The organism is Pseudoalteromonas sp. c7(2019), from assembly GCF_011378625.1.
Lineage (GTDB): Bacteria > Pseudomonadota > Gammaproteobacteria > Enterobacterales > Alteromonadaceae > Pseudoalteromonas > Pseudoalteromonas arctica.
Window position 1 is genome coordinate 36197 of record NZ_WTKS01000004.1, and the last position, 25455, is coordinate 61651.

At 39.9% G+C, this 25455-nt stretch carries 19 protein-coding genes; 4 read left to right on the forward strand and 15 right to left on the reverse strand.

Annotated elements, in window-relative coordinates:
• Positions 1-3: 3 nt before the first annotated feature.
• Genes panB through GQR38_RS05580 form a run of 3 tightly spaced genes read left to right on the forward strand, consistent with a single transcriptional unit; the run spans position 4 to position 1916 of the window.
• Complete coding sequence (gene panB, locus GQR38_RS05570) at positions 4-798, forward strand: 3-methyl-2-oxobutanoate hydroxymethyltransferase (protein WP_007587166.1); 795 nt, start codon at positions 4-6, stop codon at positions 796-798.
• Positions 798-1646, forward strand: a complete 849-nt coding sequence (gene panC / locus GQR38_RS05575) for a pantoate--beta-alanine ligase (RefSeq protein WP_007587167.1) — start codon at positions 798-800, stop codon at positions 1644-1646. Before panB ends, panC begins: the two co-directional genes overlap by 1 nt.
• 33 nt (positions 1647-1679) lie before the next feature.
• Positions 1680-1916: a hypothetical protein gene (locus GQR38_RS05580; RefSeq protein WP_165722050.1), complete on the forward strand. Its 237-nt coding sequence runs from the start codon at positions 1680-1682 to the stop codon at positions 1914-1916.
• Between the two features lie 233 nt (positions 1917-2149).
• Here GQR38_RS05580 and GQR38_RS05585 read toward each other — a convergent pair whose 3' ends face one another.
• From GQR38_RS05585 to GQR38_RS05640, 12 genes are all read right to left on the reverse strand, one after another.
• On the reverse strand, positions 2150-3118 hold the full coding sequence (locus GQR38_RS05585) for a phosphate ABC transporter substrate-binding protein PstS family protein (protein ID WP_010554592.1): 969 nt from the start codon (positions 3116-3118) through the stop codon (positions 2150-2152).
• A gap of 115 nt (positions 3119-3233) precedes the next feature.
• Complete coding sequence (gene phoR, locus GQR38_RS05590; protein WP_007587170.1) at positions 3234-4541, reverse strand: phosphate regulon sensor histidine kinase PhoR; 1308 nt, start codon at positions 4539-4541, stop codon at positions 3234-3236.
• 65 nt (positions 4542-4606) lie between these two features.
• Positions 4607-5296: a phosphate regulon transcriptional regulator PhoB gene (gene phoB, locus GQR38_RS05595; RefSeq protein ID WP_006791869.1), complete on the reverse strand. Its 690-nt coding sequence runs from the start codon at positions 5294-5296 to the stop codon at positions 4607-4609.
• Between the two features lie 1039 nt (positions 5297-6335).
• Complete coding sequence (fba, locus tag GQR38_RS05600; RefSeq protein WP_007587174.1) at positions 6336-7400, reverse strand: class II fructose-bisphosphate aldolase; 1065 nt, start codon at positions 7398-7400, stop codon at positions 6336-6338.
• 201 nt (positions 7401-7601) lie between these two features.
• The gene (locus GQR38_RS05605) at positions 7602-8777 is read right to left on the reverse strand and encodes a phosphoglycerate kinase (protein WP_007587175.1); all 1176 of its coding nucleotides are present in this window, start codon (positions 8775-8777) and stop codon (positions 7602-7604) included.
• 64 nt (positions 8778-8841) lie between these two features.
• Positions 8842-9858, reverse strand: a complete 1017-nt coding sequence (gene epd, locus GQR38_RS05610; protein WP_007587176.1) for an erythrose-4-phosphate dehydrogenase — start codon at positions 9856-9858, stop codon at positions 8842-8844.
• 178 nt (positions 9859-10036) lie between these two features.
• The gene (locus GQR38_RS05615; RefSeq protein WP_024589750.1) at positions 10037-10699 is read right to left on the reverse strand and encodes a peroxiredoxin-like family protein; all 663 of its coding nucleotides are present in this window, start codon (positions 10697-10699) and stop codon (positions 10037-10039) included.
• A 79-nt stretch (positions 10700-10778) separates the two neighbouring features.
• On the reverse strand, positions 10779-11513 hold the full coding sequence (locus GQR38_RS05620; protein WP_024593700.1) for an SIMPL domain-containing protein: 735 nt from the start codon (positions 11511-11513) through the stop codon (positions 10779-10781).
• A 139-nt stretch (positions 11514-11652) separates the two neighbouring features.
• Complete coding sequence (locus tag GQR38_RS05625) at positions 11653-12276, reverse strand: 3'-5' exonuclease (protein WP_165722051.1); 624 nt, start codon at positions 12274-12276, stop codon at positions 11653-11655.
• Between the two features lie 15 nt (positions 12277-12291).
• Complete coding sequence (locus GQR38_RS05630) at positions 12292-14130, reverse strand: DUF294 nucleotidyltransferase-like domain-containing protein (RefSeq protein ID WP_165722052.1); 1839 nt, start codon at positions 14128-14130, stop codon at positions 12292-12294.
• A 125-nt stretch (positions 14131-14255) separates the two neighbouring features.
• Positions 14256-15980 carry a sodium:solute symporter family protein gene (locus GQR38_RS05635; RefSeq protein ID WP_007587184.1) on the reverse strand — a complete coding sequence of 575 codons (1725 nt, stop codon included), beginning with the start codon at positions 15978-15980 and terminating at the stop codon, positions 14256-14258.
• A gap of 10 nt (positions 15981-15990) precedes the next feature.
• Entirely contained in the window at positions 15991-16254 is a 264-nt protein-coding gene (locus GQR38_RS05640) for a DUF4212 domain-containing protein (protein WP_002961535.1), read from the reverse strand.
• 414 nt (positions 16255-16668) lie between these two features.
• Between GQR38_RS05640 and GQR38_RS05645 the strand changes: the two genes are divergently transcribed.
• The gene (locus GQR38_RS05645; protein WP_165722053.1) at positions 16669-20109 is read left to right on the forward strand and encodes a PAS-domain containing protein; all 3441 of its coding nucleotides are present in this window, start codon (positions 16669-16671) and stop codon (positions 20107-20109) included.
• Positions 20110-20210: 101 nt separating this feature from the next.
• Here GQR38_RS05645 and GQR38_RS05650 read toward each other — a convergent pair whose 3' ends face one another.
• From GQR38_RS05650 to GQR38_RS05660, 3 genes are all read right to left on the reverse strand, one after another.
• Positions 20211-22856: a DUF2339 domain-containing protein gene (locus GQR38_RS05650; protein ID WP_165722054.1), complete on the reverse strand. Its 2646-nt coding sequence runs from the start codon at positions 22854-22856 to the stop codon at positions 20211-20213.
• A 126-nt stretch (positions 22857-22982) separates the two neighbouring features.
• On the reverse strand, positions 22983-24344 hold the full coding sequence (locus tag GQR38_RS05655; RefSeq protein WP_165722055.1) for a hypothetical protein: 1362 nt from the start codon (positions 24342-24344) through the stop codon (positions 22983-22985).
• A gap of 164 nt (positions 24345-24508) precedes the next feature.
• Complete coding sequence (locus tag GQR38_RS05660) at positions 24509-25414, reverse strand: GGDEF domain-containing protein (protein WP_206006072.1); 906 nt, start codon at positions 25412-25414, stop codon at positions 24509-24511.
• Positions 25415-25455 lie beyond the last annotated feature (41 nt).

Below are 25455 nucleotides of genomic sequence, written 5' to 3' on the forward strand. Positions count from 1 at the left end.
ATTATGTCTAAAATAACCGTTTCTACTTTAAATAAAATGAAAGCAGAAAATAACAAAATTACTGCATTAACAGCCTACGACGCTAGTTTTGCAAAGTTATTTCATGATAACGGCGTTGAAGTTATTTTAGTGGGCGACTCTTTGGGCATGGTACTACAAGGCGGCGATGACACCCTTGGCGTAACCAATCAAGATATTGCATATCATACCCGCTGTGTACGCGCTGGTAGCCGCGAATTATTTGTAATTGCTGACTTACCTTTTATGACCTACTCAAGCGTAAGTGATACTTGTAAAAATGCAGCTGAGCTTATGCGCGCTGGCGCAAACATGATTAAGCTTGAAGGCGGAGAATGGCTTTACGAGAGCATTAAAACGCTTACTCAACAAGGTATTCCAGTTTGCGGGCATTTAGGCCTTACACCACAGTCAGTACATGTATTTGGTGGCTTTAAAATACAAGGTCGCGAAGAAGACAAAGCACAAAAAATGATTGATGACGCAAAAGCACTAGAAGCTGCTGGCGCACAATTATTAGTACTTGAATGTATTCCAAGTGCACTGGCAAAACGCATTACAGACGCCCTAAGCATCCCAACAATTGGTATTGGTGCAGGCAGTTTAACTGACGGCCAAATACTGGTAATGCATGACCTTGTTGGTATTTCAGCAGGTTACATTCCTAAATTTTCTAAAAACTTTTTGCTCGAAACAGGCAATATGCCTGCAGCCGTTCAAAAGTATTGTACAGACGTTAAAAATGGCGCGTTTCCAAGCGCTGAACACGAGTTTAAATAATGCAGTCAATTACTGAAATCAGATCGTTACGTAGTCAAATTAAAGCATGGCGCCAAGCGGGTCTTAGCGTGGCACTTGTGCCAACGATGGGCAACTTGCACCGTGGGCATTTTTCGCTAGTAGAAAAAGCAAAAAACTTAGCCGATAAAGTCGTTGTGAGTATTTTTGTTAACCCAATGCAATTTGGTGCTAACGAAGATTTAGATAACTATCCTCGTACACTAAACGAAGATAAACAAGGCCTTGCAGAACTAGGCACTGATATTGTATTTACCCCAAGTGTAGAGACAATTTATCCAAATGGACTTGGCGCACAGAGCTTTGTAGATGTGCCTGATATTTCATTAGGTTACTGTGGTGGCTCACGCCCTGGTCACTTTAGAGGTGTTGCCACGGTAGTTACAAAATTATTTAATCTTGTACAACCCGATTACGCCTGCTTTGGTGAAAAGGATTTTCAGCAACTGCAAGTAATTAAAACCATGGCGCGCGACCTATCAATTCCGGTCGAAGTTATTGGTGTACCTACAATGCGAGAAGTTTCTGGCCTTGCTATGAGCTCGCGTAATGGTTACTTATCTGATGAGCAAAAAGCGACTGCAACCGTATTATTTAAAGCACTTAATACATGCGCTGAGCAACTTAAAAGCGGCGAAAAAGACTTCGTAAAACTTGAAAGCTTAGCTAAACAGAGCTTAGAGCAAGCTGGCCTAAAGCCAGACTATTTTGAGATTGCTCAACGAGATACATTAAAAACTGCTACAATCGAAGATACTCAATTTGTTATTTTAGCCGCAGCCTATTTTGGTGGTGTTAGATTGATCGACAATATTCAAGTCGAAATTTAATATTATTGCGACTCCATTTTAAGGATAAGAAGCATGCACACTTTAATAAAAACAAGCGTAGTCGCCCTTACTTTTGCACTATTAGTAGGTTGCCAAAACCAAGTTGAAAACCCTGAAATGAATCAGTGTGCTCAACAAAATTACCAATGCGAAAGTACATGTGAACAGCAAACAACTGCTGAGGGCTTAAAGCAACAAGTATGCTCTGGAAAATGTGTTGAGAGCTATAATCAATGTAAAGTACAAGCCGAAAAATTAGGTAATATTTAATTCCTTAAAATTTTTAGTTTTAGGCACAAAAAAACCGCTCAGTGAGCGGTTTTTTATTGCCTATGGTTTATCATACCAATTTTATTAAAAACATGACCATTCTAGCGTATTAAATAACTCACTAACTACGTTAAAAATTATTTATATAGAACAACTATGTATCATAATTTTAGCCTTGTTATTGCGCTATTTTCTTATCGCTATAATAACTCACTAATTTAATGCAATTGGTATTAGTTCAAACCAAGCTTTTTAAGTTCTGTTTTTACTAGCTTTGCAGAAAGTGGTACATAACCATCTTTTTCTACAATTTGCTGACCATCTTTTGAAAGTACCATTCTTAAAAATTGTTCTTCCATAGGTGATAGTGGCTTATTCGGGTGTTTATTCACATAAACATATAAAAAGCGCGATAGCGGGTATTTACCTTGCGCAACGTTATCAAGTGTTGCATCAACAAAGTTATCGCCTTTTTTAGCAAGCGGTACTGTACGCACGCCCGATGTTTTATAACCGATACCAGAGTAACCAATTGCATTTAATGAAGATGAAATTGACTGTACTACTGATGCAGAACCCGGTTGCTCATTTACGTTATTACGGAAATCACCTTTACACAGTGCTTTCTTTTTAAAGTAGCCATAAGTACCTGACACTGAGTTACGTCCATAAAGCTGAACGTCTTTAGCAGCCCAATCGCCTGTTAGGCCGACATCGCTCCAACGATTAACTTGCTCTGGTGCGCCACATTTACGAGTAGATGAAAAAATAGCATCTACTTGGTCAATACGAAGACCTTCAATTGGGTTATCTTTATGTACAAATACAGCAAGTGCATCAATAGCTACGCGAACTTCTGTTGGCTTGTAACCGTAACGTTTTTCGAACGCTTCGATTTCTTTAGATTTCATTTTACGGCTCATTGGACCTAGGTTAGCTGTACCTTCGGTAAGTGCCGGTGGTGCAGTAGAAGAACCTGCCGCTTGAATTTGAATATTTACATTTGGGTAAATACGTTTGTACTCTTCAGCCCAGAACGTCATCATGTTGGCTAAAGTGTCAGAACCTACTGATGAGAAGTTACCTGAAACACCACTAATTTTTTGATACTCAGGAATATCTTGATCTAAAGCAACTGCTTGTGCAGATACGAAAGTTGTAACAGCCACACCCATTGCGGCAACTAAGTTTTTAAATTTCATGTAGGGTTCTCCGGTTTGTTCGTCCCATTTTCTAACTGCTGCCCACTCTAAAGTGAGTACATGACAGTTACATTACTCTTAAATGACACTTTTATGACTTTGCTTTTCAGCCTAATTACTTAGCTAGCGAAACTATCTTATCTATTGAAAATTCGAAAGAAAAACACGAACCTTTGTTAACTTCACTGCTAATATTTAATTTACTATCGTGGCGCGTTAGTACATGTTTTGTAATCGCAAGCCCTAAACCTGAGCCACCTGTTGTTCTGCTGCGGGCTTTATCAACACGATAAAAACGCTCAGTTAAACGGTTAATATGCTCTGGCGCAATACCATCACCATTATCGGTAACACTAAAACACGCTTTATTGTTTTTGCGCTGCCAACACACTTCCACTTTGCCACCGGGTTTAGTGTAATGAATGGCGTTAAATACTAAATTAGAAAACGCACTACGCAGTTCATCCTCAGAGCCTTTAATATCAAGGGTTTTATCAATATTAAAAATAAGCTCATGGCCTTTGTCTTGATTAATTGAGTTTGCCTCAGTGTGAATATAACCAAGTAATTGCGGTACGTTTATGGCTTTATCGTTATCTTGGCGACGAGCACCTTCAATACGCGAAAGCGATAGTAATTGGCTGACTAAGCTATCCATGCGCTTGCATTGTTCAAGCATAGTATTTTGCGCTTTGTTCCACATTGCTGGCGGCGGCATCATGTCGCCATCCATCATCTCAAGATAGCCAGTAACCACTGTAAGCGGTGTACGTAGTTCGTGTGACACATTGGCTACAAAGTCTTTACGCATCTGTTCTAGCTGTTTTAATCGCGTTACATCACGCACAACAACCATAAGTTGCGTGCTTGCATAAGGCATTACCCTAAATTCTAGTACTTGCTCAATGCTATGGCCGTTATCCAGCTCAAGCGCGTCGTCAAATTCACCTTTGTGCATGTATTTAGCAAACTTAGGTTCGCGAATTAAATTATCAAGACGCTGACCATGATCGGTTGGCCACTGCAAACCAAGCACTTTAAGGGCTAATTGATTACACCACACAATACTTAAATCGTTTTGCAGTACCACTACCGCATCAGGTACTGCTTCAGCTCCATCGCGAAAGCGACGAATTAAATCAGCAAGCTCATTACGTTTTTTACGATTACGGTGCTGTAGATGATAAATACCTTCAAACACTTGCTCCCATGCACCCTCGCCCTCAGGTGGATTAAAGCTACGTTGATTAAGTAGCCAATCGCTCAAACGATAAAGTTGATGGTAGTGCCAAATAAGGAGGGAAAAAGATCCTAAAAATAAAAGCAAAAATGGCGCGCCAACCAGCACACCAATTAATAGTAAGGGTAAAAAATAGATAAACAGGCGCTTTACTAACGCCTGCTTATTAACAACTCGATACATACACTCACTTTACCTTAGAGTAGTAATACATGCGTATTTCATACATTAGCTAAGCTTTAAGCTGATCACAGCTTACTTGAAAAACGATATCCAGCACCACGTACAGTTTGCACCAAACGGTCATGTCCAAGTGGGCCAATTGCTTTACGCAGACGACGAATGTGCACATCAACCGTGCGATCTTCTACGTAAACATTAGTTCCCCATACATGATCAAGCAGTTGTTCACGGCTATAAACACGCTCTGGGTGAGTCATAAAAAAGTGCAGTAATCTAAATTCGGTTGGCCCCATATCAAGCTCGTTACCTTCTGAGGTAACACGATGCGAAATAGGGTCTAAACGCAGGCCATGTACTTCAATAGCTTCTTCTAATGAGGTTGGCGATACACGGCGAATAACCGCTTTAATACGCGCCATAAGCTCTTTAGGAGAAAACGGCTTAGTTACGTAATCGTCAGCACCTACTTCAAGACCGCGTACTTTGTCTTCTTCTTCGCCACGGGCTGTAAGCATAATAATTGGGATTTGGCGGGTGTGTTCGTTTTGCTTAAACTTTTTAGCAATTTGAATACCGCTTCCACCTGGTAACATCCAATCAAGTAAAACCATATCTGGGTAAGGTTCAACCATAGCTGCAATAGCAGAGTCGTAATCTTCTGCTTCAATTGCTTGAAATCCATTTTGCTCTAAAACAAAAACCAACATCTCCCTGATAGGAGCTTCGTCATCTACGACTAGTACTTTACGTGACATTCCAATTTATCTCTTACGCTATCGAATTAGTTTTCATTATTATGACTAAGTATGACATTTTTATGAAAGTGTAACGTGTAAATTAAAATGATGGTAAAAAAAACACAAATTAGTGACAAAAAACCTCATTAACGTCATATTTTTAAAACCTTTTTAATATTTAACGTAATAAAAAGAGATTTACGATAAATTTATAAAATAGCTAATTTTTGAAATTATCTGCTTTTTGTCGCTAGTTGAATCATTAAATAATACAAAATTAACTGGGATCATTGTTTTACTAACCAAGACTTTTTTACAGATCGATCGTTTAAAAGTAACTTTAAAGCTATTTTAAAATTAACAAACCCGCCTGTGTAACAATCAATACGTTTAAAAATAGATCTAAATTTTACTAAGCCCAAAAAAAAGGATCAGATTTTTACCAAGCCGATCCACTCTCAGATCAGAGTTGTACCTAGTCAAAGCCATAAGTTGTTGATTGTTTATACAAATAAATAACGATCAAATTATCTCAGAGCCTAAAATAGCGAAAAAGTGTATTTGGCTTAGTAAAGTAATGATCCGAAAAGGCTGTGTTAGTAAATGCGTGATCCCAAAGTACGGCGTTGATAGTACAGCGATCTGATCAATAGAAGCCGTAACCTGCAATATAAAAAGGGCTGACATTAAAAAAGCCAGCAACAAAGTTACTGGCTTAGGGCCTGTTGACCTTTCAGGATTAAAATTTGTTCAATCTAGGGGCGATTTAATCGCGGCGTGAGGTTTGTAACCTAGCGGGCTAAGTAAAAACCGAGCAAAGCTTCCGCGTCCTGCTCACGCCCCTTACCTACATCCATGTAGGCAACAAAGAGTAAATTGCCCCTAGGCAGAACCCTTCGGGCAGCGCATGTTTGGCATTTATTCCACGTTATCGCCTATTTATGGGGAATAACCACACTGCATAGGCTCTGCCTTGCCTAAATACCAAACATACTGCTGCAAATTTAACCTCGAAAGATAAACAGGCCCTAATAATGATCAATTATAAATTGATCTATTATCTAATTTTAGGGTCTAGTTCGCCGCTTAAGTATTTAAGGTGCATTTCATCAAGTGAAATTGGCTTAATTTTACTAGCCTGACCAGAAGTACCAAACGAGTTATAGCGTGCAACACAAATCTCTGTCATTGCTTTAGTCGCTTCAGCTAAGTATTTACGTGGATCGAAGTTAGATGGGTTTAACGCCATATGACGGCGAATTGCACCGGTAGATGCTAAACGTAAATCGGTATCAATATTTACCTTACGAACACCAAACTTAATGCCTTCAACAATCTGTTCAACTGGCACACCATAAGTTTCTGGAATTTCGCCACCATACTGATTAATAATTTCTAACCATTCTTGAGGAACTGAAGATGAACCATGCATCACTAAATGCGTGTTAGGAATACGTGCATGAATCGCTTTAATGCGGTCAATCGCTAAAATGTCATCTGTTGGTGGGCGAGTAAATTTATAAGCTCCATGCGAAGTACCACAGGCAATTGCAAGTGCATCAACATGTGTTTTATTTACAAAGTCAGCCGCTTCTTCAGGGTCTGTTAGCATTTGCTCAGTGGTTAGTAACCCTTCTGCGCCAACACCATCTTCTTCGCCAGCTTCACCTGTTTCAAGTGAACCAAGAACACCTAGCTCGCCTTCAACCGATACGCCACAAGCATGAGCCATAGCAACAGTTTCGCGCGTTACTTCTACATTGTATTCGTAGCTTGAAGGAGTTTTACCGTCGCTCATTAACGAGCCATCCATCATTACTGATGAAAAACCAAGCTGAATTGAACGCTGACATACACCTGGCGATGTGCCGTGATCTTGGTGCATAACAACGGGGATATGTGGCCATTCTTCTACGGCTGCTAAAATCATATGACGAATAAATGGAGCACCAGCATAAGCACGTGCGCCAGCTGATCCCTGAACGATTACTGGGCTGTTTGTTTTGTCAGCCGCTTCCATTATTGCGCGCATTTGCTCTTGATTGTTAACGTTAAAAGCAGGTACGCCGTAACCATGCTCTGCTGCATGATCTAAAAGTTGTCGCATACTGATTAAAGCCATTGGGTATTCTCCAATTTATCGACAGTAGTTCCCTACCATCTAGTTTGAACGGATGTGTTAGTTTGGCGTTATAACAACGCCACGAAAAACCACTGCTTTGCAGTAATATTCCGTCTAAATTAACTATTAAATTAGGGTGAGAGGTATTTAATAATTAATTGTCGGTGAGGGCTATTACCCCCTCACCTTACGCTACTAAAATTACTTAGCGCGCGACTCTAGCATTTCAACTGCTGGAAGTTTTTTGCCTTCTAAAAACTCTAAGAACGCACCACCACCAGTAGAAATATAAGAAACTTTATCGGCAATGCCGTATTTATCAATTGCGGCTAAGGTATCACCACCACCAGCAATTGAAAACGCATTTGAGTTAGCAATTGCTTGTGCAATAGCACGTGTGCCATTACCAAATTGGTCAAACTCGAACACGCCAACAGGGCCATTCCATACAACAGTGCCCGCATTTGCAATAATTTTTGCAAGTTTGCTCGCTGTATCAGGACCAATATCAAAAATCATATCGTCGCTTGTTACTTCGCTTACATCTTTAAGCGTAGCTACAGCAGATTCAGAAAACTCATTACCAACAACTACGTCAGTCGGTACCGGAATTTCACCATTATTAGCAATCGCTGCTGCACATAAGCGGTTAGCTTCATCCATTAAATCTGGTTCGTAAAGCGATTTACCAACTGGGCTACCTGATGCAGCAATAAAGGTATTTGCAATACCGCCACCGGTAACTAATTGGTCAACAATTTTAGAAAGTGAATCTAAAACGGTTAGCTTAGTTGAAACTTTAGAACCACCAACAATCGCCACTAATGGACGAGCTGGGTTATCAAGTGCTTTGCCTAACGCTTCTAGTTCAGCTGATAACAATGGACCTGCACATGCCACATCAGCAAATAAGCCAACGCCATGCGTAGATGCTTGTGCACGGTGAGCCGTACCAAATGCATCCATTACATATACATCACACAGTGCTGCAAGTTGCTTAGATAACGCTTCGTCGTTTTTCTTCTCGCCTTTGTTAAAGCGCACATTTTCAAAAACAACAACTTCGTTATCAGCAATATCAACACCGTTTAGATAATCTTTTTCTAAACGTACAGTTTGCTCAAGGGCATCGTTTAAGTAATCAGCGACAGGTGCTAGCGAAAACGCTTCATCATATTCCCCTTCCGTAGGACGGCCAAGGTGTGACATAACCATTACTTTAGCACCCATCTCAAGCGCTAATTTAATAGTAGGTAGTGCTGCACGAATACGCGCATCAGACGTCACTTTACCTGCTTTAACTGGTACATTTAAATCTTCACGAATTAATACGCGTTTGCCGTTTAAATCTAAATCTGCCATTTTTATGACCGACATGAACATCTCCTTAGTTAACGATACTGAACCTGAAAAATACGTTTAAAATTATTATATTAATAAATTACTTATTCACTGCCATCATAGCACGCGCTGTGTCGAGCATACGATTAGCAAAACCCCATTCGTTATCACACCATACTAATAACTTTATCAGTCGTTTGTGACTAACACGTGTTTGTGTGCCATCAATAATACAAGAATGTGGGTCGTGATTAAAATCAACCGACACAAGCGGCTCTTCGGTATAACTTAAAATACCTTCTAAGCGGTCTTTTGCTTGTGCTTTAAGTGCGTTATTTACTGCGTTTAAATCTACATCGGTATTAACCGTTACACTTAAATCCATTGCCGTGACATTTATAGTCGGTACACGTACGGCGATGGCTTCAAAACGGCCTTTAAATTTAGGTAAAATACGGTCTATACCACGGGCGAGCTTTGTATCAACTGGAATAATTGATTGGCTTGCAGCGCGAGTACGGCGTAAATCATGATGATAACCATCAATCACTTGTTGATCGTTCATCGACGCATGAATCGTTGTAATAGCGCCCGACTCAATACCAAATGCATCATCTAATACTTTAATAACCGGCACAACACAGTTAGTTGTACACGAGCCGTTAGACACAATTGTGTGCTCGTTTTTAAGCTCATCGTCGTTAATGCCATACACAATCGTAGCATCAACATCGTTATCGGCCGGATGCGAAAACAACACCTTTTTAGCGCCTGCGGTAATATGTAACTGCGCATGTTCACGCGAGTGATAAACACCAGTACATTCAAGTACAACGTCTACATCGAGCGTTTGCCAAGGTAATTCAATTGGGTTTTCTTCACAAAAAAGTGCAATGGTATCGCCTGCAACACTAATGGTGTCTTCACCAAGTTTTACAGGAAAAGAAAAACGACCGTGGGATGTGTCGTATTTTAATAAATGAGCAATAGCTTCAGGATCAGCAAGTTCGTTAATCGCAACAATTTTTATATCGTCGCTCAAACCAGACTCGTATAACGCGCGGACAATATTTCGACCAATACGACCAAAACCATTAATTGCAAGTTTGATTGCCATGAAATATAAAATCCACTCTTTTAGCGTGCAGATAAAGGCAATACGCCTTTTAGATGTCTGTATTGTAATCGACCTTGCATCTGATTATAAGAGGGAAGCATTAGAAACTTTAAATTAAGGTTAAAGAGCTTAGGCATTGCAAGCTCTTCGAGGGTTCTGACTTTTAAAATTAAGTTTTTTATACTAAATTTTTCAATGCGTTAATTATATCTTCTGGCTCAGAACGAGTGCGATAATCAACATCAACATAACGCCAAGTCACTTTACCTTGTTTATCTAAAACAAAGGTGGCAGGGATCGGTAAAACACTACTATTGCCATTGTTAACCGACTCTAAATCTAGGCCTCGGTCTACTCGCATATGCTCTAGTAAAAATGTGGGTACTTGCCATGCTACGCCGTAACTTGCTGCTACATCGGCATTTTGATCACTCAGCACTAAAAAATCCATTTTACTTATTTCATCATCACTAAGTGAGCCATCGGGTACTTGCGGGCTAATAGCCACCAATTGTGCGCCTAATGCGTGAATTTCAGGTAAACGTGCTTGAAGCGCTTTGAGCTGTAAATTGCAGTACGGACACCAACTTCCACGATAAAAAGTAACAACCACAGGTCCTTTAGCAAGTAACTCGGTTAACTGCACCGATTGACCATGTTGATTTGGTAACTCAAAACTTGGTGCGCTTTGGTTTAAATCAAGCGCATTAGCACCTTGTTGAAACGCTTTTGCTTGTGCAATCGTTTCATCAACACCTTTCATAAAATCAGGATTACCTTTACGCCCTGCCGCTATTTTTGCCTCAGTTTGTGCTTTTAACGTGTTATTTTCATCGCTCATAATATGGCTACCTTCAAATTAATCAAAAACTTAAAGCCAGCTTACATTATGAAAATGTATTTGAAATGAAAATTTTAACTTATTCATTTACTTCTAAATCAAACACCACGTTTATTGATGATTTAAATGTAATAGTTTCTTGCAGGTATCTACCTTGCTCAAATGGATTTCTAGTAACTTTAGAACCGGTTACAACTATTCTCTCAAAATTATCTGCGCCATAACCATAACTTGAACGGTTAGAATTTGAATTAATGCTGTAAATTTTTCCAAGCTCTGCGCCAAATGCTTTAGCAAGCTTACCCCCTTTAACTATAGCGTTATCTATTGCGCCTTGTGTTGCTTCAGCTTCTAACTGCGCGGCTTTAGAAGACATAAGCTCAATATTCGTCAGTTCATTAATTTTTACACTTAATGCAAAATCGATAAAATCATTCAACTTTTCAATATTTCTTAATGTTACTTTAAGTGTTCTTGTTGCTACATATCCTGCATTAATTGCTGTACCGCTCTCGACATTAAACTTGTCGTCATCATTGTAAGTTAACAGGCTTGTAGCAGAAACATCCGTCTCCTTAACACCGTACTTGCTTAATCCTTTAAGTAACAAATTTACTCGATCATCAACATCACGTTTAGCATCAAGTGATTTGTCTTTAAAGCTTATTACTTCAAAAGAAATCTTAGCCATATCGGGCTTTGCTAATACCTCTGCAGTACCCTGCACTGCAATATGGCGATTAGCAGGCAAGCTTGAATTAGCAAAAGTGATAAGTGGGAATAATGTTAGAAAAATAGTGATAATGAGTTTCATATTCGTTCCTTGGAGTAATTAGTTAAATAATGACTACGTAACTGTACCTATAGTCATACGGATAACAATAAAAGTAAACTGCTCTTTATTGTAGGCGGGAGTTTATCTCACGCGGCATAAAGCCCCGCCTACAGCCAACCTACATCAACTCGCCTAATTTTAACTCTTTGCCACGGCTTATTTGATGGCACTGGGCTAGCAGTAACTCTGCGGTGGCTTGTGCATCAGTAAGGGCATGATGGCAATGATAGCTTGGTAACTCATAACGTGTGCGGCATGCATTAAGGGTTAAATCATCTTGTTTTATTTCAGTTGAATGATGGAGTAAGCGCTTTTGTTCAATATGGAGTGTGTCGATTATGAGTTTAGGACGTATAGTTATATTGGCATTTTTAAGCGCTATTTTTAAAAACCCCCAATCGAGCATGGCATTATGAAACACTAAAATACAATCACTAAAGTGGCTGCTTAGTCGCGTTAATATACTGCACAAGCTCTGTCCTTTTGTTATAGCATCGTCGCTAATTCCATGAAAAACAGGACTTTGCTCAAGGCTTTTTACGTCTTTATTTATAAGGTGCTGTGACTCGCTCATTTTTATACATTGGTTATCTATTATCACCCACGCTACCGATACAATTTCGTGCTGTTTTGCATCAAGCCCAGTGAGCTCTAAATCAATCACCAAATAACGTTGTTGTAAGGCATTTTTACCTAGTAATTTACGGCGCTTTAAATACCGAGTGAGCAGCTTTTTTACCATGTTAGTAATCCATCATTATAAACTGCCGCGAGCAAACTTAAACGCGGCGGCTTGCTGCGCTTGTTTAACAAGGTAAAACGCTTCTTTTAGTTGATGGCGCTCTAGTGAGTTTAATTTATTAGGGTTAATGCAATTACTCGGTAAGCCCTCTTCGTTTATTTGTGTACTCAAACGAAGCTGCGTTAAGAACCGCCAGCAGTCTTTTAGGTTGTATATATCTTCTTTGCTGATCAGTTTATGTTTTAGTAGTGCGTCCAACCGCTCTTGTGTGTTGGCGCGCCTAATACCCGCTTTTAAAGCGTATAACCGCACTATGTCATTTATAATTACGACACCACGTTTTTTTAAATCTATGTATTTATTATTTTGATCTGTTTTTTCGGTTTTAAATTTATTAAATAAACCAATTGGCACGCTGTTGCTGCTTATGTCGGTTGCCATTGCGGCATAGAATAAGTCGTTACGCGATATACGAATTAGTTGCTCGCAAAAAGCCGTGTATAAAGTGTTTGAACCTTCAATAAATCGCAGGTCAAAAAATATCTTACAGTTAAGCATTGCATTGGGTGTGGGGCTTTTTATCCATTTAAAAAAGCGCTCGCTCCAGTCGTTTACGCTCATTCGGCACTCATCGCTGCTTGCCATAATATTACCAGGGCAACGCCTAATGCCGCACTCAACTAAGTTTTCACATACAAACTCTCCCATACTTTTAAAGTAAGCGTGTTGATCGGGGGTTAAGTCGTTAGGGAGTAATAAGCCGTTGTCTTGATCTGAATGCAAGGTTTGTTCTTCGCGTGCTTGCGAGCCAAAGCAAATAAAACTAAAGCTGGTTGGCGCTGCGCCATGCTCTTCTTGAAATAAGTGAATAAGGCGCGATGTAAGCGCATCGGTTAAACCACTGAGTAATTTACCAATTAATGATATGTCGTCAATGTTGTACGAAAAACCACGCAAAAGTTCGGGGATTTCTTTTGCGTAGCGTTTTAAATCAGTAACAGTATGCGCTTTATATATGCGCCCAATAAGCTGTACGGGGTCGCTTTTTTGTTGGCGCAGTAAATCGGTGCTCGTTATCATCCCTATCGGGTTGTGGTTTTCGTCAAGCACGGGTAAATGATGAATATTGTATTTAAGCATTAAGTGCAGCGCCGAAAACACCCGGTTATTTTCAAATATAAACTTGGGCTTGGCGGTCATAATACTGCTTACTGCGTCTTGTGGATCTACTTCGTCGGCAAGTACTCGATTACGTAAGTCGCGGTCGGTTACCACCCCTACTAAGTGCGCGTGCTGCGTTATCATTATTGACGATACGCCATGCTCTTTCATTTTTTTAGCGCTTTGCCTAATACTTGCATCGGGCGAAAGCGTAATGGCGGTGCGGGTCATCAGCTCTGATATTTTACGTTCAGACCAACTATCGTTTTTACTTTTATAATGCGATGACAACAACCGGTTAGCATGAGCGCGTACAAAGTATTGCTCAAACGATTTATATTCTCTGCGTAAAAAATCAAAGTGCGTTTGAGAGAGCATATACACTATGCCCTCTTTTTGTACTTCCAACCTATTTTGAATTGCCTCACCGGTTAACAGCGACGGAAAACCAAAGTAGTCACCTTGCGCTAAGCGTGTAACAACATCGCCCTTACCATCAACTAGGTCATACAAACCAGAGCGAATTAAAAACAGTTTAGGGTTTTCACTTTGTAACCACTGAGTCTGGTTTTCGCGGGTGAGGTAAATAATATCAAGATGATTTACAAAATATTCGTATGCGCTGCTATCAAGCAGTGTAAAAGGTGCTTGCAAACAAACGTATTGGGCTATTTCTTGTTGTTCTACACTCATTGTATTCGCTCTTTAAATGGTGATGTACCAATCTAATGTACTTATTTATTAAACAAATAAAAAGCCCGACTAAAGTCGGGCTTTTGGTGCTTTATGTTTTCTAAACTATATCTATAAATTGTAGCCTAGTGGTCGTGTGCTTCTGCAGACCCTTTAGGGTTACGAATGCTTTCAACCATTTCTTGAATTTCAACTGGTGTAGGTTTAGTAAACTTAAGAACAATTGCAGCAACTGCAAAGTTAATAATCATACCAATTAAGCCAATACCTTCAGGCGAAATACCTAAGAACCAGTTTTCAGGGCTGTTTAGCTCTGGGCTAACAAACTTGAAGAAAATGATATATGCAGCGGTAAAGCCAATACCCGTTACCATGCCTGCAATTGCGCCTTCGCGGTTCATTGTTTTAGAGAATATACCCATAATAATTGCTGGGAAGAAACTCGCTGCCGCCAAGCCGAATGCAAATGCCACTACCGATGCCACAAACCCAGGCGGGTTAATACCAAAGTACGCGGAGATAACAATAGCGACCATGGCTGCCAACCTCGCTGCAAGTAACTCTTGCTTGTCGGTAATATCGGGCTTGAGAGTTCGCTTGAGTAAATCGTGCGAAACGGAGGTCGAAATAACCAATAGTAAACCTGCTGTTGTAGAAAGTGCAGCGGCAATACCACCAGCAGCTACAAGTGCGATTACCCATGCTGGTAAGTTAGCAATCTCTGGATTTGCTAATACCATAATGTCGCGGTCTACGTTTACTTCGTTAGCACTGTTCGGATCGGTGATTTTACCCGCCGTGTAGAACATTTTGCCATCGCCGTTTTTATCATCAAATGTAATTAAACCTGTGCGTTCCCAGTTTTTAATCCATCCTGGTGCTTCTGCGTAAGCTGTACCGCTACCGTCTTTACCATTAATAGTATCAACCATGTTTACGCGAGCAAAGGCTGCAACCGCAGGTGCTGTAGTATAAACAATCGCGATGAACACAAGTGTCCATGCTGCAGAAATACGCGTGTCTTTTACACGAGGTACAGTGAAAAAGCGAACAATTACGTGTGGTAAACCAGCAGTACCTACCATTAACGCGCCAGTAATAGCGAACACGTCAATCATGCTCTTAGAGCCTTCGGTATATTGCGCAAAACCAAGTTCAGCGCTTAAGCCGTCTAGTTTATCAAGTACGTACACGCCATCGCTGCCAATTAATGTGGCACCAAAACCGGTTTGTGGGAAGAAGTGACCCGTCATCATCATCGAGATGAAAATAGCTGGTACAAGGTAGGCAAATACAAGTACACAATACTGCGCTACTTGTGTATAGGTAATCCCTTTCATGCCGCCAAGTACCGCATAAAAGAATACAATCACCATACCAATGTAAACACCAGTTTCAATTTCTACTTCTAAAAAGCGTGAAAATACTACGCCTACGCCACGCATTTGCCCTGCAATGTAAGTAAAACAAATGAATATGGCACATACAATTGCTACTAAACGCGCGGTGCGTGAGTAGTAACGGTCGCCAATAAAATCAGGCACAGTAAACTTGCCGAATTTACGTAAGTAAGGCGCTAAACACATGGCTAATAGTACATAACCACCTGTCCACCCCATTAAGTAAACACTGCCATCGTAACCTGCAAACGAAATAATACCCGCCATTGAAATAAACGACGCGGCGCTCATCCAATCGGCAGCCGTTGCCATACCATTAGCAAGAGGAGGTACGCCGCCACCTGCTACATAAAACTCTTTAGTTGAACCCGCACGGGCCCAAATTGCTATGCCGATATAAAGCGCAAAGCTTAAACCAACAATTATAAACGTGAGTGTTTGAACATCCATTGCTTAGCTCCTATTCGTCTACGCCGTATTTTTTATCTAACGTATTCATTTTGAAAACGTACACAAAAATCAAAGCAACAAAGGTATAAATCGCGCCTTGCTGGGCGAACCAGAAGCCAAGTTTAAACCCAAAAAAACGCACTTCATTAAGTACATCAACCAGTAATATGCCAAAGCCGAAAGACACAACAAACCACACTGCTAACAGTTTAAATAACAGCGAAATGTTTTCTGCCCAATAAGCTTTTGCTTGTTCTTCATCTTTAAAAGCCATTTTTGTTTTCCCCTTTAAGCACCGCAATATCGCGATGAGTGGTTTTTTATCTTCGCTTACCAATTTAGCAACGCTGGTTACATATTGAATTGAGACCATAGTCGTAACAGCTTGTTAACGTTTACGTAAACTGTATTTATCATTCAAGCGTGTTTTATATATTTTTATATTATTTCAATTACTTAGGCTGTTTTTGTAAGCTGGCTTTATGATTAAATTGATAAGTTGGTCATTAATGCGACATTAGTCTAATGCTTGAGATGATTTTATTTTTGTTATTAATATTCAATAAGATAGAAATAAAATGAAAGTTTTATTTTAAATTCAAGCCTCACACTTAACCTCAGTTCTGGTATTGTGTTAATCCCTCATAGGGTTGGGGGACTATTTAAAATAATAAGGTTTAATAACAACATGACTGCCGTACTCATTATTGTTGCTTTAAGTTATATAGGTGTGCTGTTTTGGCTCGCCAATTGGGGCGATAAAACAACCCCTTTGGCAAAGCGTATTAGCCATCACCCTTTTGTGTATTCACTCTCACTTGGGATTTACTGTACCTCTTGGACTTACTACGGCTCAGTGGGTACAGCCGCCACCAGCAGTTGGAGTTATTTGCCAATATTATTGGGCCCTGCGCTGCTGTTTTTATTCGGCCAAGGGTTTTTACGTAAGCTGGTACTGGTAAGCAAAAAACAAAACATAACCACTATTGCTGACTTTATTTCAGCTCGTTACGGCAAACGCCAAACTACCGCTATTATGGTTACTGTTATTGCGCTGCTGGCGACTATTCCCTACATTGCACTGCAATTAAAAGCGCTTAGTACCAGCTTTTTACTTTTGCAAAACAGTAATAAAATATCAGGCGATATGCTCGCGCTTTCTGCCACATTAATTATGGCCTTATTTGCAATATTTTTTGGTACCCGCAAAGTGGACGTAACAGAGTATCGCTCTGGGTTAATGCTTGCTGTCGCGTTTGAATCAATGATTAAACTTATTGCACTTATTGCTGTAGCAGGCCTTGCTGTTTACACCTTATTTAATATGCCAGAGCCTACTTCAAATAAAGTAACCGAGTCGATTTGGGCCCATTGGAGCGACTTTAACTTCTTTAGCTTTAACTTTATTGGCCAGTCTTTAATGGCTGCGGCGGCTATTATATGTTTACCACGCCAGTTTCATGTAACCGTGGTCGACAACCAAAACAAACGCCACTTACTTACCGCTCGCTGGGCTTTTCCGCTGTATTTACTATTAACTGCCGCAATGATTTTACCTATTGCTACTGCGGCTATTCATCCTGAAATTGGCAGCGGCTATTCACCAGATAGCTTTGTACTTGCCCTACCGTTAATTAACGACAACGCCTTTTTAACCACCTTTGTATTTATAGGTGGACTATCAGCCGCCACCGCAATGATAGTGGTAGCAACGCTTACATTAAGCACGATGATTTCAAACGATGTGGTATTACCCCTAATGCTACGTCGTAAATTTAAACGCAACTTAATTACCACCAGTTATAAGTCTCGTATTTTGCTTGTAAGGCGCTTTGCTATTGCAGGCATATTAATTTTGGCCTATTTCTATCAGCAATGGTTTGGCCATAGCAGCGCACTGGCAAGTATGGGCTTAGTTGCTTTTTCACTTGTTACTCAATTATTACCCGCTATTGTGGGCGGTTTATACTGGCGAAAAGGCCATGCTTATGGGGTTTATGCAGGTTTAGTAGCGGGCTTTATTTGCTGGGTACTATTTTTAATGCTGCCAATACTCGATGCCGGTGCAACGCTTGATAGCGAGCTACAACAAACGCTTATAACACGCGGAACCTTGATAGCTTTGTTTGCCAATATTGGGTGTTATATTAGTTTTTCACTTGGGGCTGAGGAACGCTTAATTGATAAGATTCAGGCAGCTGCTTTTGTTAACCCTAAAGATCAGGCTATTTTATCAAGGCGCTTAAATAAAGACGTAAAAGCCACTGTTTACGACTTTAAAATACTACTGCAAACCTTTTTAGGTATTCAGCGCAGCCAACAAGTATTGGCGCATTACGCACTCGCCCATCACTTAAGCGATAACAACGCACACCCAGAGCCTGAATTTATAGCCTACTGCGAACGCGCGTTAACAGGCGTGCTGGGCGCATCTTCCGCGCAAGCATTAATACATACGGTATCGTCGGGTAAGCGTATGGCGTTTGAAGAAGTTGTAAACTTTTTTGACGAAACCACACAAGCGCTGCAATTTAATCAAAATCTGTTATTTACCTCACTAGAAAATTTAAGCCATGGTATTTCAGTTGTCGATAAAGATTTAAAGCTAGTAGCTTGGAATAAACGCTACAGCGAAATGTTCGGCTACCCTGAAGGATTTTTAGAAGTAGGCCAACCCATAGAAGATATTATTAGATACAACGCTAACCGTGGTGAATGTGGCCCTGGCGAAATAGAACGCCAAGTAGAAAAACGTGTGCAGCATTTAAAATACGGCAGCTCGCATCACTTTATTCGCCACCGTCGTAATGGCCAAGTATACGAAATGATTGGTAATCCGCTGCCCGATGGCGGATTTGTTACCAGCTTTTCGGATATTACCAATCACATAAGTACGCAAAATGCGCTTGAAGAAGTAAACATGGACCTTGAAAACCGCATAGAAGCGCGAACTCAAGAAGTGCAAACCATTAATAGAGACTTACAAGCTCAAATAGATAGCCGTGTACAAACCGAGCAAGCACTTACTTTAGCCAAACGAGAAGCAGAGCAAGCCAACGACAGTAAAACGCGCTTTTTAGCACTGGCGAGCCACGACATTTTACAGCCGTTAAACGCAGCACGTTTATACCTTGCTGCCATTGACGAAAAGCAACTCGACAGCACTAACCAAAACAGCTTTGAAAAATTAGGCGACAGTCTCGATTCAACCGTGCACTTAATGTCGGCACTACTTGAAATAGCCAAGCTAGAACAAGGCGCTATGACCCCAACCCCTCGCCATTTTTATATTGAAGATATTTTAGCCCCACTGCAAAGTGAATACGCTATTTTATCAAGTGATAAAGGTCTTAAGCTTAGTGTGCGTTCAAACCAGCAAATTGTGCACAGCGATATAACCTATTTACGCCGAATTATTCAAAACTTGGTCTCTAATGCAGTTAAATACACCGATAATGGCCGTGTATTAATTGCCTGTAGGAACCGAAAGCATAATTTACGGATAGAAGTATGGGATACAGGCCCAGGTATTAGCGAAGTAGAACAAGCTAAAATATTTAATGACTTTTACCGTGTTGAGTCGGGCGATAACAAAGGCGTAGGCTTAGGCTTAGGTGTTGTAAAACGTATGGCTGACTTATTAAGTTTGCCGCTTGATGTGCATTCTGAGCCAAATAAAGGTAGCCGTTTTAGCATTGAGGTACCTTATGGCGACGAGCAGTTTGTACAACAAAAAAGTACGACAAACAGCCTAATAGAAAACCGTGCAGCAATTAATATTGTTGCCGTAGACGACGACCCTGAAAACCTAGCTGCAATGGCAAGCTTACTTAAAAAGTGGCAAGCTAATTACACGCTATTTGATAATGTAAATAATGTACTGGCGCACGCTAAGCAAAACGGTGCACCCGATGTTATTTTAATGGACTACCAATTAGGCAATGATTGCGATGGCATAACGCTAATTAAAACCCTGCGCGAAATTTGGCAAAGCCAAGTACCCGCTATTTTAATTACCGCAGTACGCGACACCGAGCTTAAACAAGAAACCAAAGCCGCTAATATTCATTATTTAAGTAAGCCAATTAAACCGGGCAAACTAAAGGCACTGCTTAATCACAGTACATAATAAGCGAGCAAAAAGTATTCTAGTTAAAAGCTATCAAGTAATAGCGTAAAACAAAAAGCCCAGTATCTTCACTGGGCTTTGCTTTATAAAGTGTTCAAAAGTTAAACTGGATTTACTCGGCTTCTAAGCTTTTGGAACAACCAACTTAACCCCACCAACGAAAGTCCTAATCCAATAAACGAAAGCGCTTTAAGTAAGCCCTCCAAGTTAGCCATATCAATTAAAAACACTTTAACAATAACTGCAGCTAGTAAGCCTAAGCCTACTTTTTGTATTAATAACTGGTTTTTTAAATGACCAAAAATAACAGTACCCGCACCCATTACTAACCAAATAACAGAGTAGCTATAAAGCTCTGCATTACTTGCGCCTTTTGATAAGTAAATATAAGGCCCTTGCCAGTATTGGCGAATAAAGCTGTTTATTGCCAATAATATAAACCCACCCGCAACGGCCAATATAAATGGCGTAGCTTTAGCGTTTATTGGTTTTACAAGCTTGGCCAGCCAAAGCGTTAATCCTGCAGGTACTAACCACAATAGTAATAACCAGTTAAATATTGGCAGCTCACCTATGTAAAGTGATTCAAATAATGGGTTGTCGTCAAGCAGTGTTTTAATAGCAAAAAGCCCTGCTAACCCTGCAAGTGCAAAGCCCGCCACTTGGTATAACTTAGCTAAAGTACCGGCAAGTTTTGCTCTATGTAAATACACGCACCCTAATGCCAGCCAGTTACAGGTAAGGAGTATTTGTTCGTAAAAATTAAGTGAATCAAATTGCGGATAATGCCCTACTAACTGATAACTTGTTTCGGTTGTAATAAAAAGCGCTAAACAATGAAGGGCTGCACCTTCTAACCATACTTTTAATTGAGATGCTTTAAAGCACCTAGCTGCGGCAAAAAATAACGCAATGCATAACGGGTAAACCACTATGCTCCAATGCAAACCAAATACCGTGAGTGCATCGTAACTTGGCGTCCAAGGTGAAAGCGTAAGGCGCAGTAATAACGCAGCAACCAAGGCTTTTATAGGCCAATGTGGCATAGGCACGCTATAGCGTTTAATAAGTACGCTTATAAGTAATACTTGTACAGCAAGAGCAATGGTTAGGCCGCTGTCACTTAGTAGCATGGTAATTGCTAACGTAATATTGGCATTAGCGCCTACCCAATAAGTAAAACGCTGAAATAGCGTTGTATTATGTTGCGCGAGCTTTATTAAAATAGCTGCCACTACAAACAATACAACGGCCCAAAGTGGATATGCAGTACTTAACGCAGAATTAGGAATAAGCGTATATAAAGTCGCTATCATTACAAATACACTAAATGCCCCCGTAATATGAAACGCTAAACGCTTAATCTGTTTTTTACCGTAATAAAGCCCAAAAGCGGTAAGTAACAATCCGAGAAATAAACCCAAACCATACTCATTTTTGAATATAAAGAGTGCGTCATCAAATAGGTTTGGCGAAAGATGCGTGCGCTGAGCGCCTATCACTAATAGCGTTGAAATAACTAACGCTACACCCTGCCAAATATCCCAACGGCTATTTTTAAGGACTAAAAACAACACCAATACAATACTTAACACGCCGATTGTTTGCCACTGCATATCAAAGTGACTTATTAGCATGGTAAATATTAAGGGCGCCATAAAGGCGAGTAATAATGCATGATCTGGAAGCACTTTAATTAAGCGTTTTAAACTGTGCGGGCGATGTTCAATAACATTCAGTTTTAGGCCTAAGCGTGGTATAGCAATTAACCCAATAATACTAAGTAAAGCAAATGCCCCCATTAACCAAACGGTATTAATTTTAAGTAATGTAAAACCAACTAAATACCAACCAATATGCCCTGCCCATAATAAATACCACAACCAAGCTCGCTGTACTTTATGTGCAACTAACGCGGCTGACAAACTTACAAAGCCAACATACATAAATAATGCAAACAAGTTACCACTGCCAGTGCTAACCCATATTGGTACACTATAAGCGCCAATAATACCTAATACCGCTAATAATGGGCCTAACCTAAGCGCCATTGCACTTGCACTAATCGCAATAACTGCCAGTGCAAAAAATGCCACGGTAGAGCTAAGCATATCGTAGCTACTGTAAGCTAAAAGCGTTAAAGCAAAACAGGTAATAAACCCGCCGCTTGCAAGCGCTGCGGGTATGTAATTATTAAAGCCTTCAAATACAATGCGTTTATGGTGTAAATAAGCTGAGGCTGCAATTAGGCCAAGCCCAAATAAGCCGCCTAAACTCAGCCTCATTACAGGCGATAGTAACCCCGCTTCGAGGCTATATTTAGCTAAAAATATGCCCCCAAACGCAAGCGCTATTGCGCCTATCCAGGTCATCCAGTTCTCTTCAAACCCTGCGCGTAATTTATTAAATAGTAATTCTATGGCTGATGCTTCAGCTGGTTTGGCTTTTTTAGGAGGCGCTGATAGCTGATTTATTACAGGTGGCGACGCGTTTTGGGACGTTAAGTTTGGCTGTGCTTTATGATCAATTGGCTCTGATCTTGAAAGCGCTGCCTGAGCCGTAGATGCTTCACTTTGAGGTTCTCTTTGCGATATCGATTTATGTGTTTGTAGATGTGTTATTTTGGCTCTTAAAACAGCAACTTCTTGTTTTAATCCATTTAACTGCACTAGCGCTATTAAGCCGCAAATAGCACCGGCAACTACAACCAGTATTACTATGACGGCTAACCCAACTAAATCATCCATGGCACACTCTTATTAATTATTATGCCCAGAGTGTACCTAATTATTAATGAGTAGGTAAATTTTGTTCAATAAAAAAGCCTAAGTACTTAAAGTGCTTAGGCTTTATGCTACTTAATATGTTTAGATTTATTCAACACTATCGGTAATAGTGCGCTCTAGGGTCATTTTATAACCTGAGCTTGTTGTTTCATCATGCTCTAAAATCAATATGTAGTTACCCTCTTGTGTAAAGTCCATATCGCTTTGTTGAATAAGCACAATTTGCTGACCATTATCTTCATAGACAACATAAACCGTGTAAATTTCGTTATCTACAACCTGTTCTTCTTGGTCATACTTATCTAGGCCATCGACTACGTTACTGGTGTCGTCTACTGTTTCGCCGTTAAGTGTAAAGTACACATCAACATCTGAAACCGATTGCCCTGCGTAGCTTTCAATTAGGTTTACAACCGATACCGTATGGCTGTAACTACTTGGTGTTAGGTTTTCTTCAACGCTCATCATACGTAAACCGTTATCTGCGTCGTTATAAAAAATACCCACCGCACTTTGCTCACGCTCTAGCGTCATTAAAAAGTTATCAGCTAGTTTTGTACCTTCTTCGTCGTACATCGCTACGCTGTAACTATTAGGCGAAAGTTCAACATAATCTGTATAAGAGTCACTAGCAACTGTATTTGTTGTGTTTACAGTTGTACCGCGTGTAGCAGAAAAACTTACTGGCGAGTAGTCATCAACCGTATTTATAAAACGTAATTGCCCCAGGGCAGATTGATGTTTAAGCTCAGTAACGTAGTTATTATCGGTTACTACATCAAGCGTAATACCGCCTTCTTCTGTAGCGTAACTTGGGCGGATCATTGCTACATAACTTGCTTCATCGTATAAATAAACAGATGACGACTCGTACACAACATCACTGCTGCCCGCTTCGGTTATGTAAACAGTGTAATAACCTTCATCAACGCTTTGCAGATCTAACTCACTTAAATATTGAGCCGATGAAAAAAGTGTCGCGCTTTCAAATACGCCATCATCAGTTGCTAAGTAAATATCGTAGTTAGTATCCTCCCCTGCAATATTATAAAACCCTAAGTTAAACTCACCCGTATCGCTTGTAATAGGTACGCTAAGCTCTGTAAATGTAGGCTCATCAAAATTGCCGCTCATTACTACTAACTGTGTTTTGTCACCTTTAATAGAAATTTCTTGGTCGCTAATTGTTATATAGCTGTCGTTAGCATCTAGGTACTCAAAACTTACATCATAAGTGCCTGTGCTGTAGTTATGGCGAGTAGTTACATCGGCAAAATCAGCGCCTGAACGCTCTGTTTCTTCAACAAACAAACGTGTGTATGGGCTATTGTAAGAGCCGTTATACAATTGGATGTAACCTGTAGAGCTTGAGCTATCATCAGAGCCGCAGCCCGACAAAATAGTAATTAGACTTAAGGGTAATGCAGCTTTTAAAAGGGAGTTGGTCATTAAGGTTATTCCTTATTATTAATATCCCCATTATGACCCAAACATTCTATTTTAATTTCATGATTTACAAAGCATTACCCTCACTGACATTTCCTTACGAAAACGTTAAAAAGTGTAGTAAATGTGCAAACAATAAGGACGTGTTTTTATATAATTAAAAACGCTTACGGGGCAATTTCAAAACGATCTCGGCCACTCTTCTTAGCTAAATATAAAGCTTGATCAGCGCGCTTCATTACTTTATCTAAAGGCTCATTAGGCGTTTGCATTGCAACACCTATACTTACTGTTAAGTGGCGAGAATTTTGAACATTTATGGTGTGCGCAAGATCAATTAATTGCTGCGAAAAATCACACGCTTGCGTCATATTATTTGTAGGCAAGTAGCCACCAAACTCTTCACCACCGAGACGAGCAAACTTGTTTTGGTGCGTAAAAGCATTGTCGTATTTAGTTGCTAGTTCTTTAAGCACTACATCACCAACATCATGACCAAATTCATCATTAATTGCTTTAAAGTGGTCTATATCGATAATTAAAATAACGTAAGGTGAGTGCTGAGCATCTTTAGCGTGCTGATAAAAATAACGTCTGTTATGTACCTTGGTTAAATCGTCAATAATTAGCTCACGCGCTAATCGATTATTAATACTTTGTACAAAGCGCATCGTTTTAAATAAACCATAGGAAGTTAAAAGCATACCGCTGGTTCTGCATAAATCTTCAAAATAAATACTTACCCAGTAAGGCTGTATCACTATCTCATCGATTAAATCAGCTGTATTACCCATGGACCAGAGCATTAATCCGAGAGTCGAAAATGTATATGCAAGCTTTGAAAGTTTGGAGCACTGAACCATCCAAAATAAAAAAATAAGAACAATTAAATTAATAAAATCAGTTGTAAAACCGTAAACATTATTTTGAACTTGTAAGGGAGGAAAGTTAGTTAGGGAGTAGGCTGAAAAAATAACAATATAAGCTAATAAAAATAGGCTTACAGTTTTATTTTTCCAGCTCATTTTAAAAAAATTAGAAAGCCTGATAGTGAGTTTTACAGTTTCAATCATATTAACCCTAAGCTTTTCGATACTATATTAAAAAACTATAG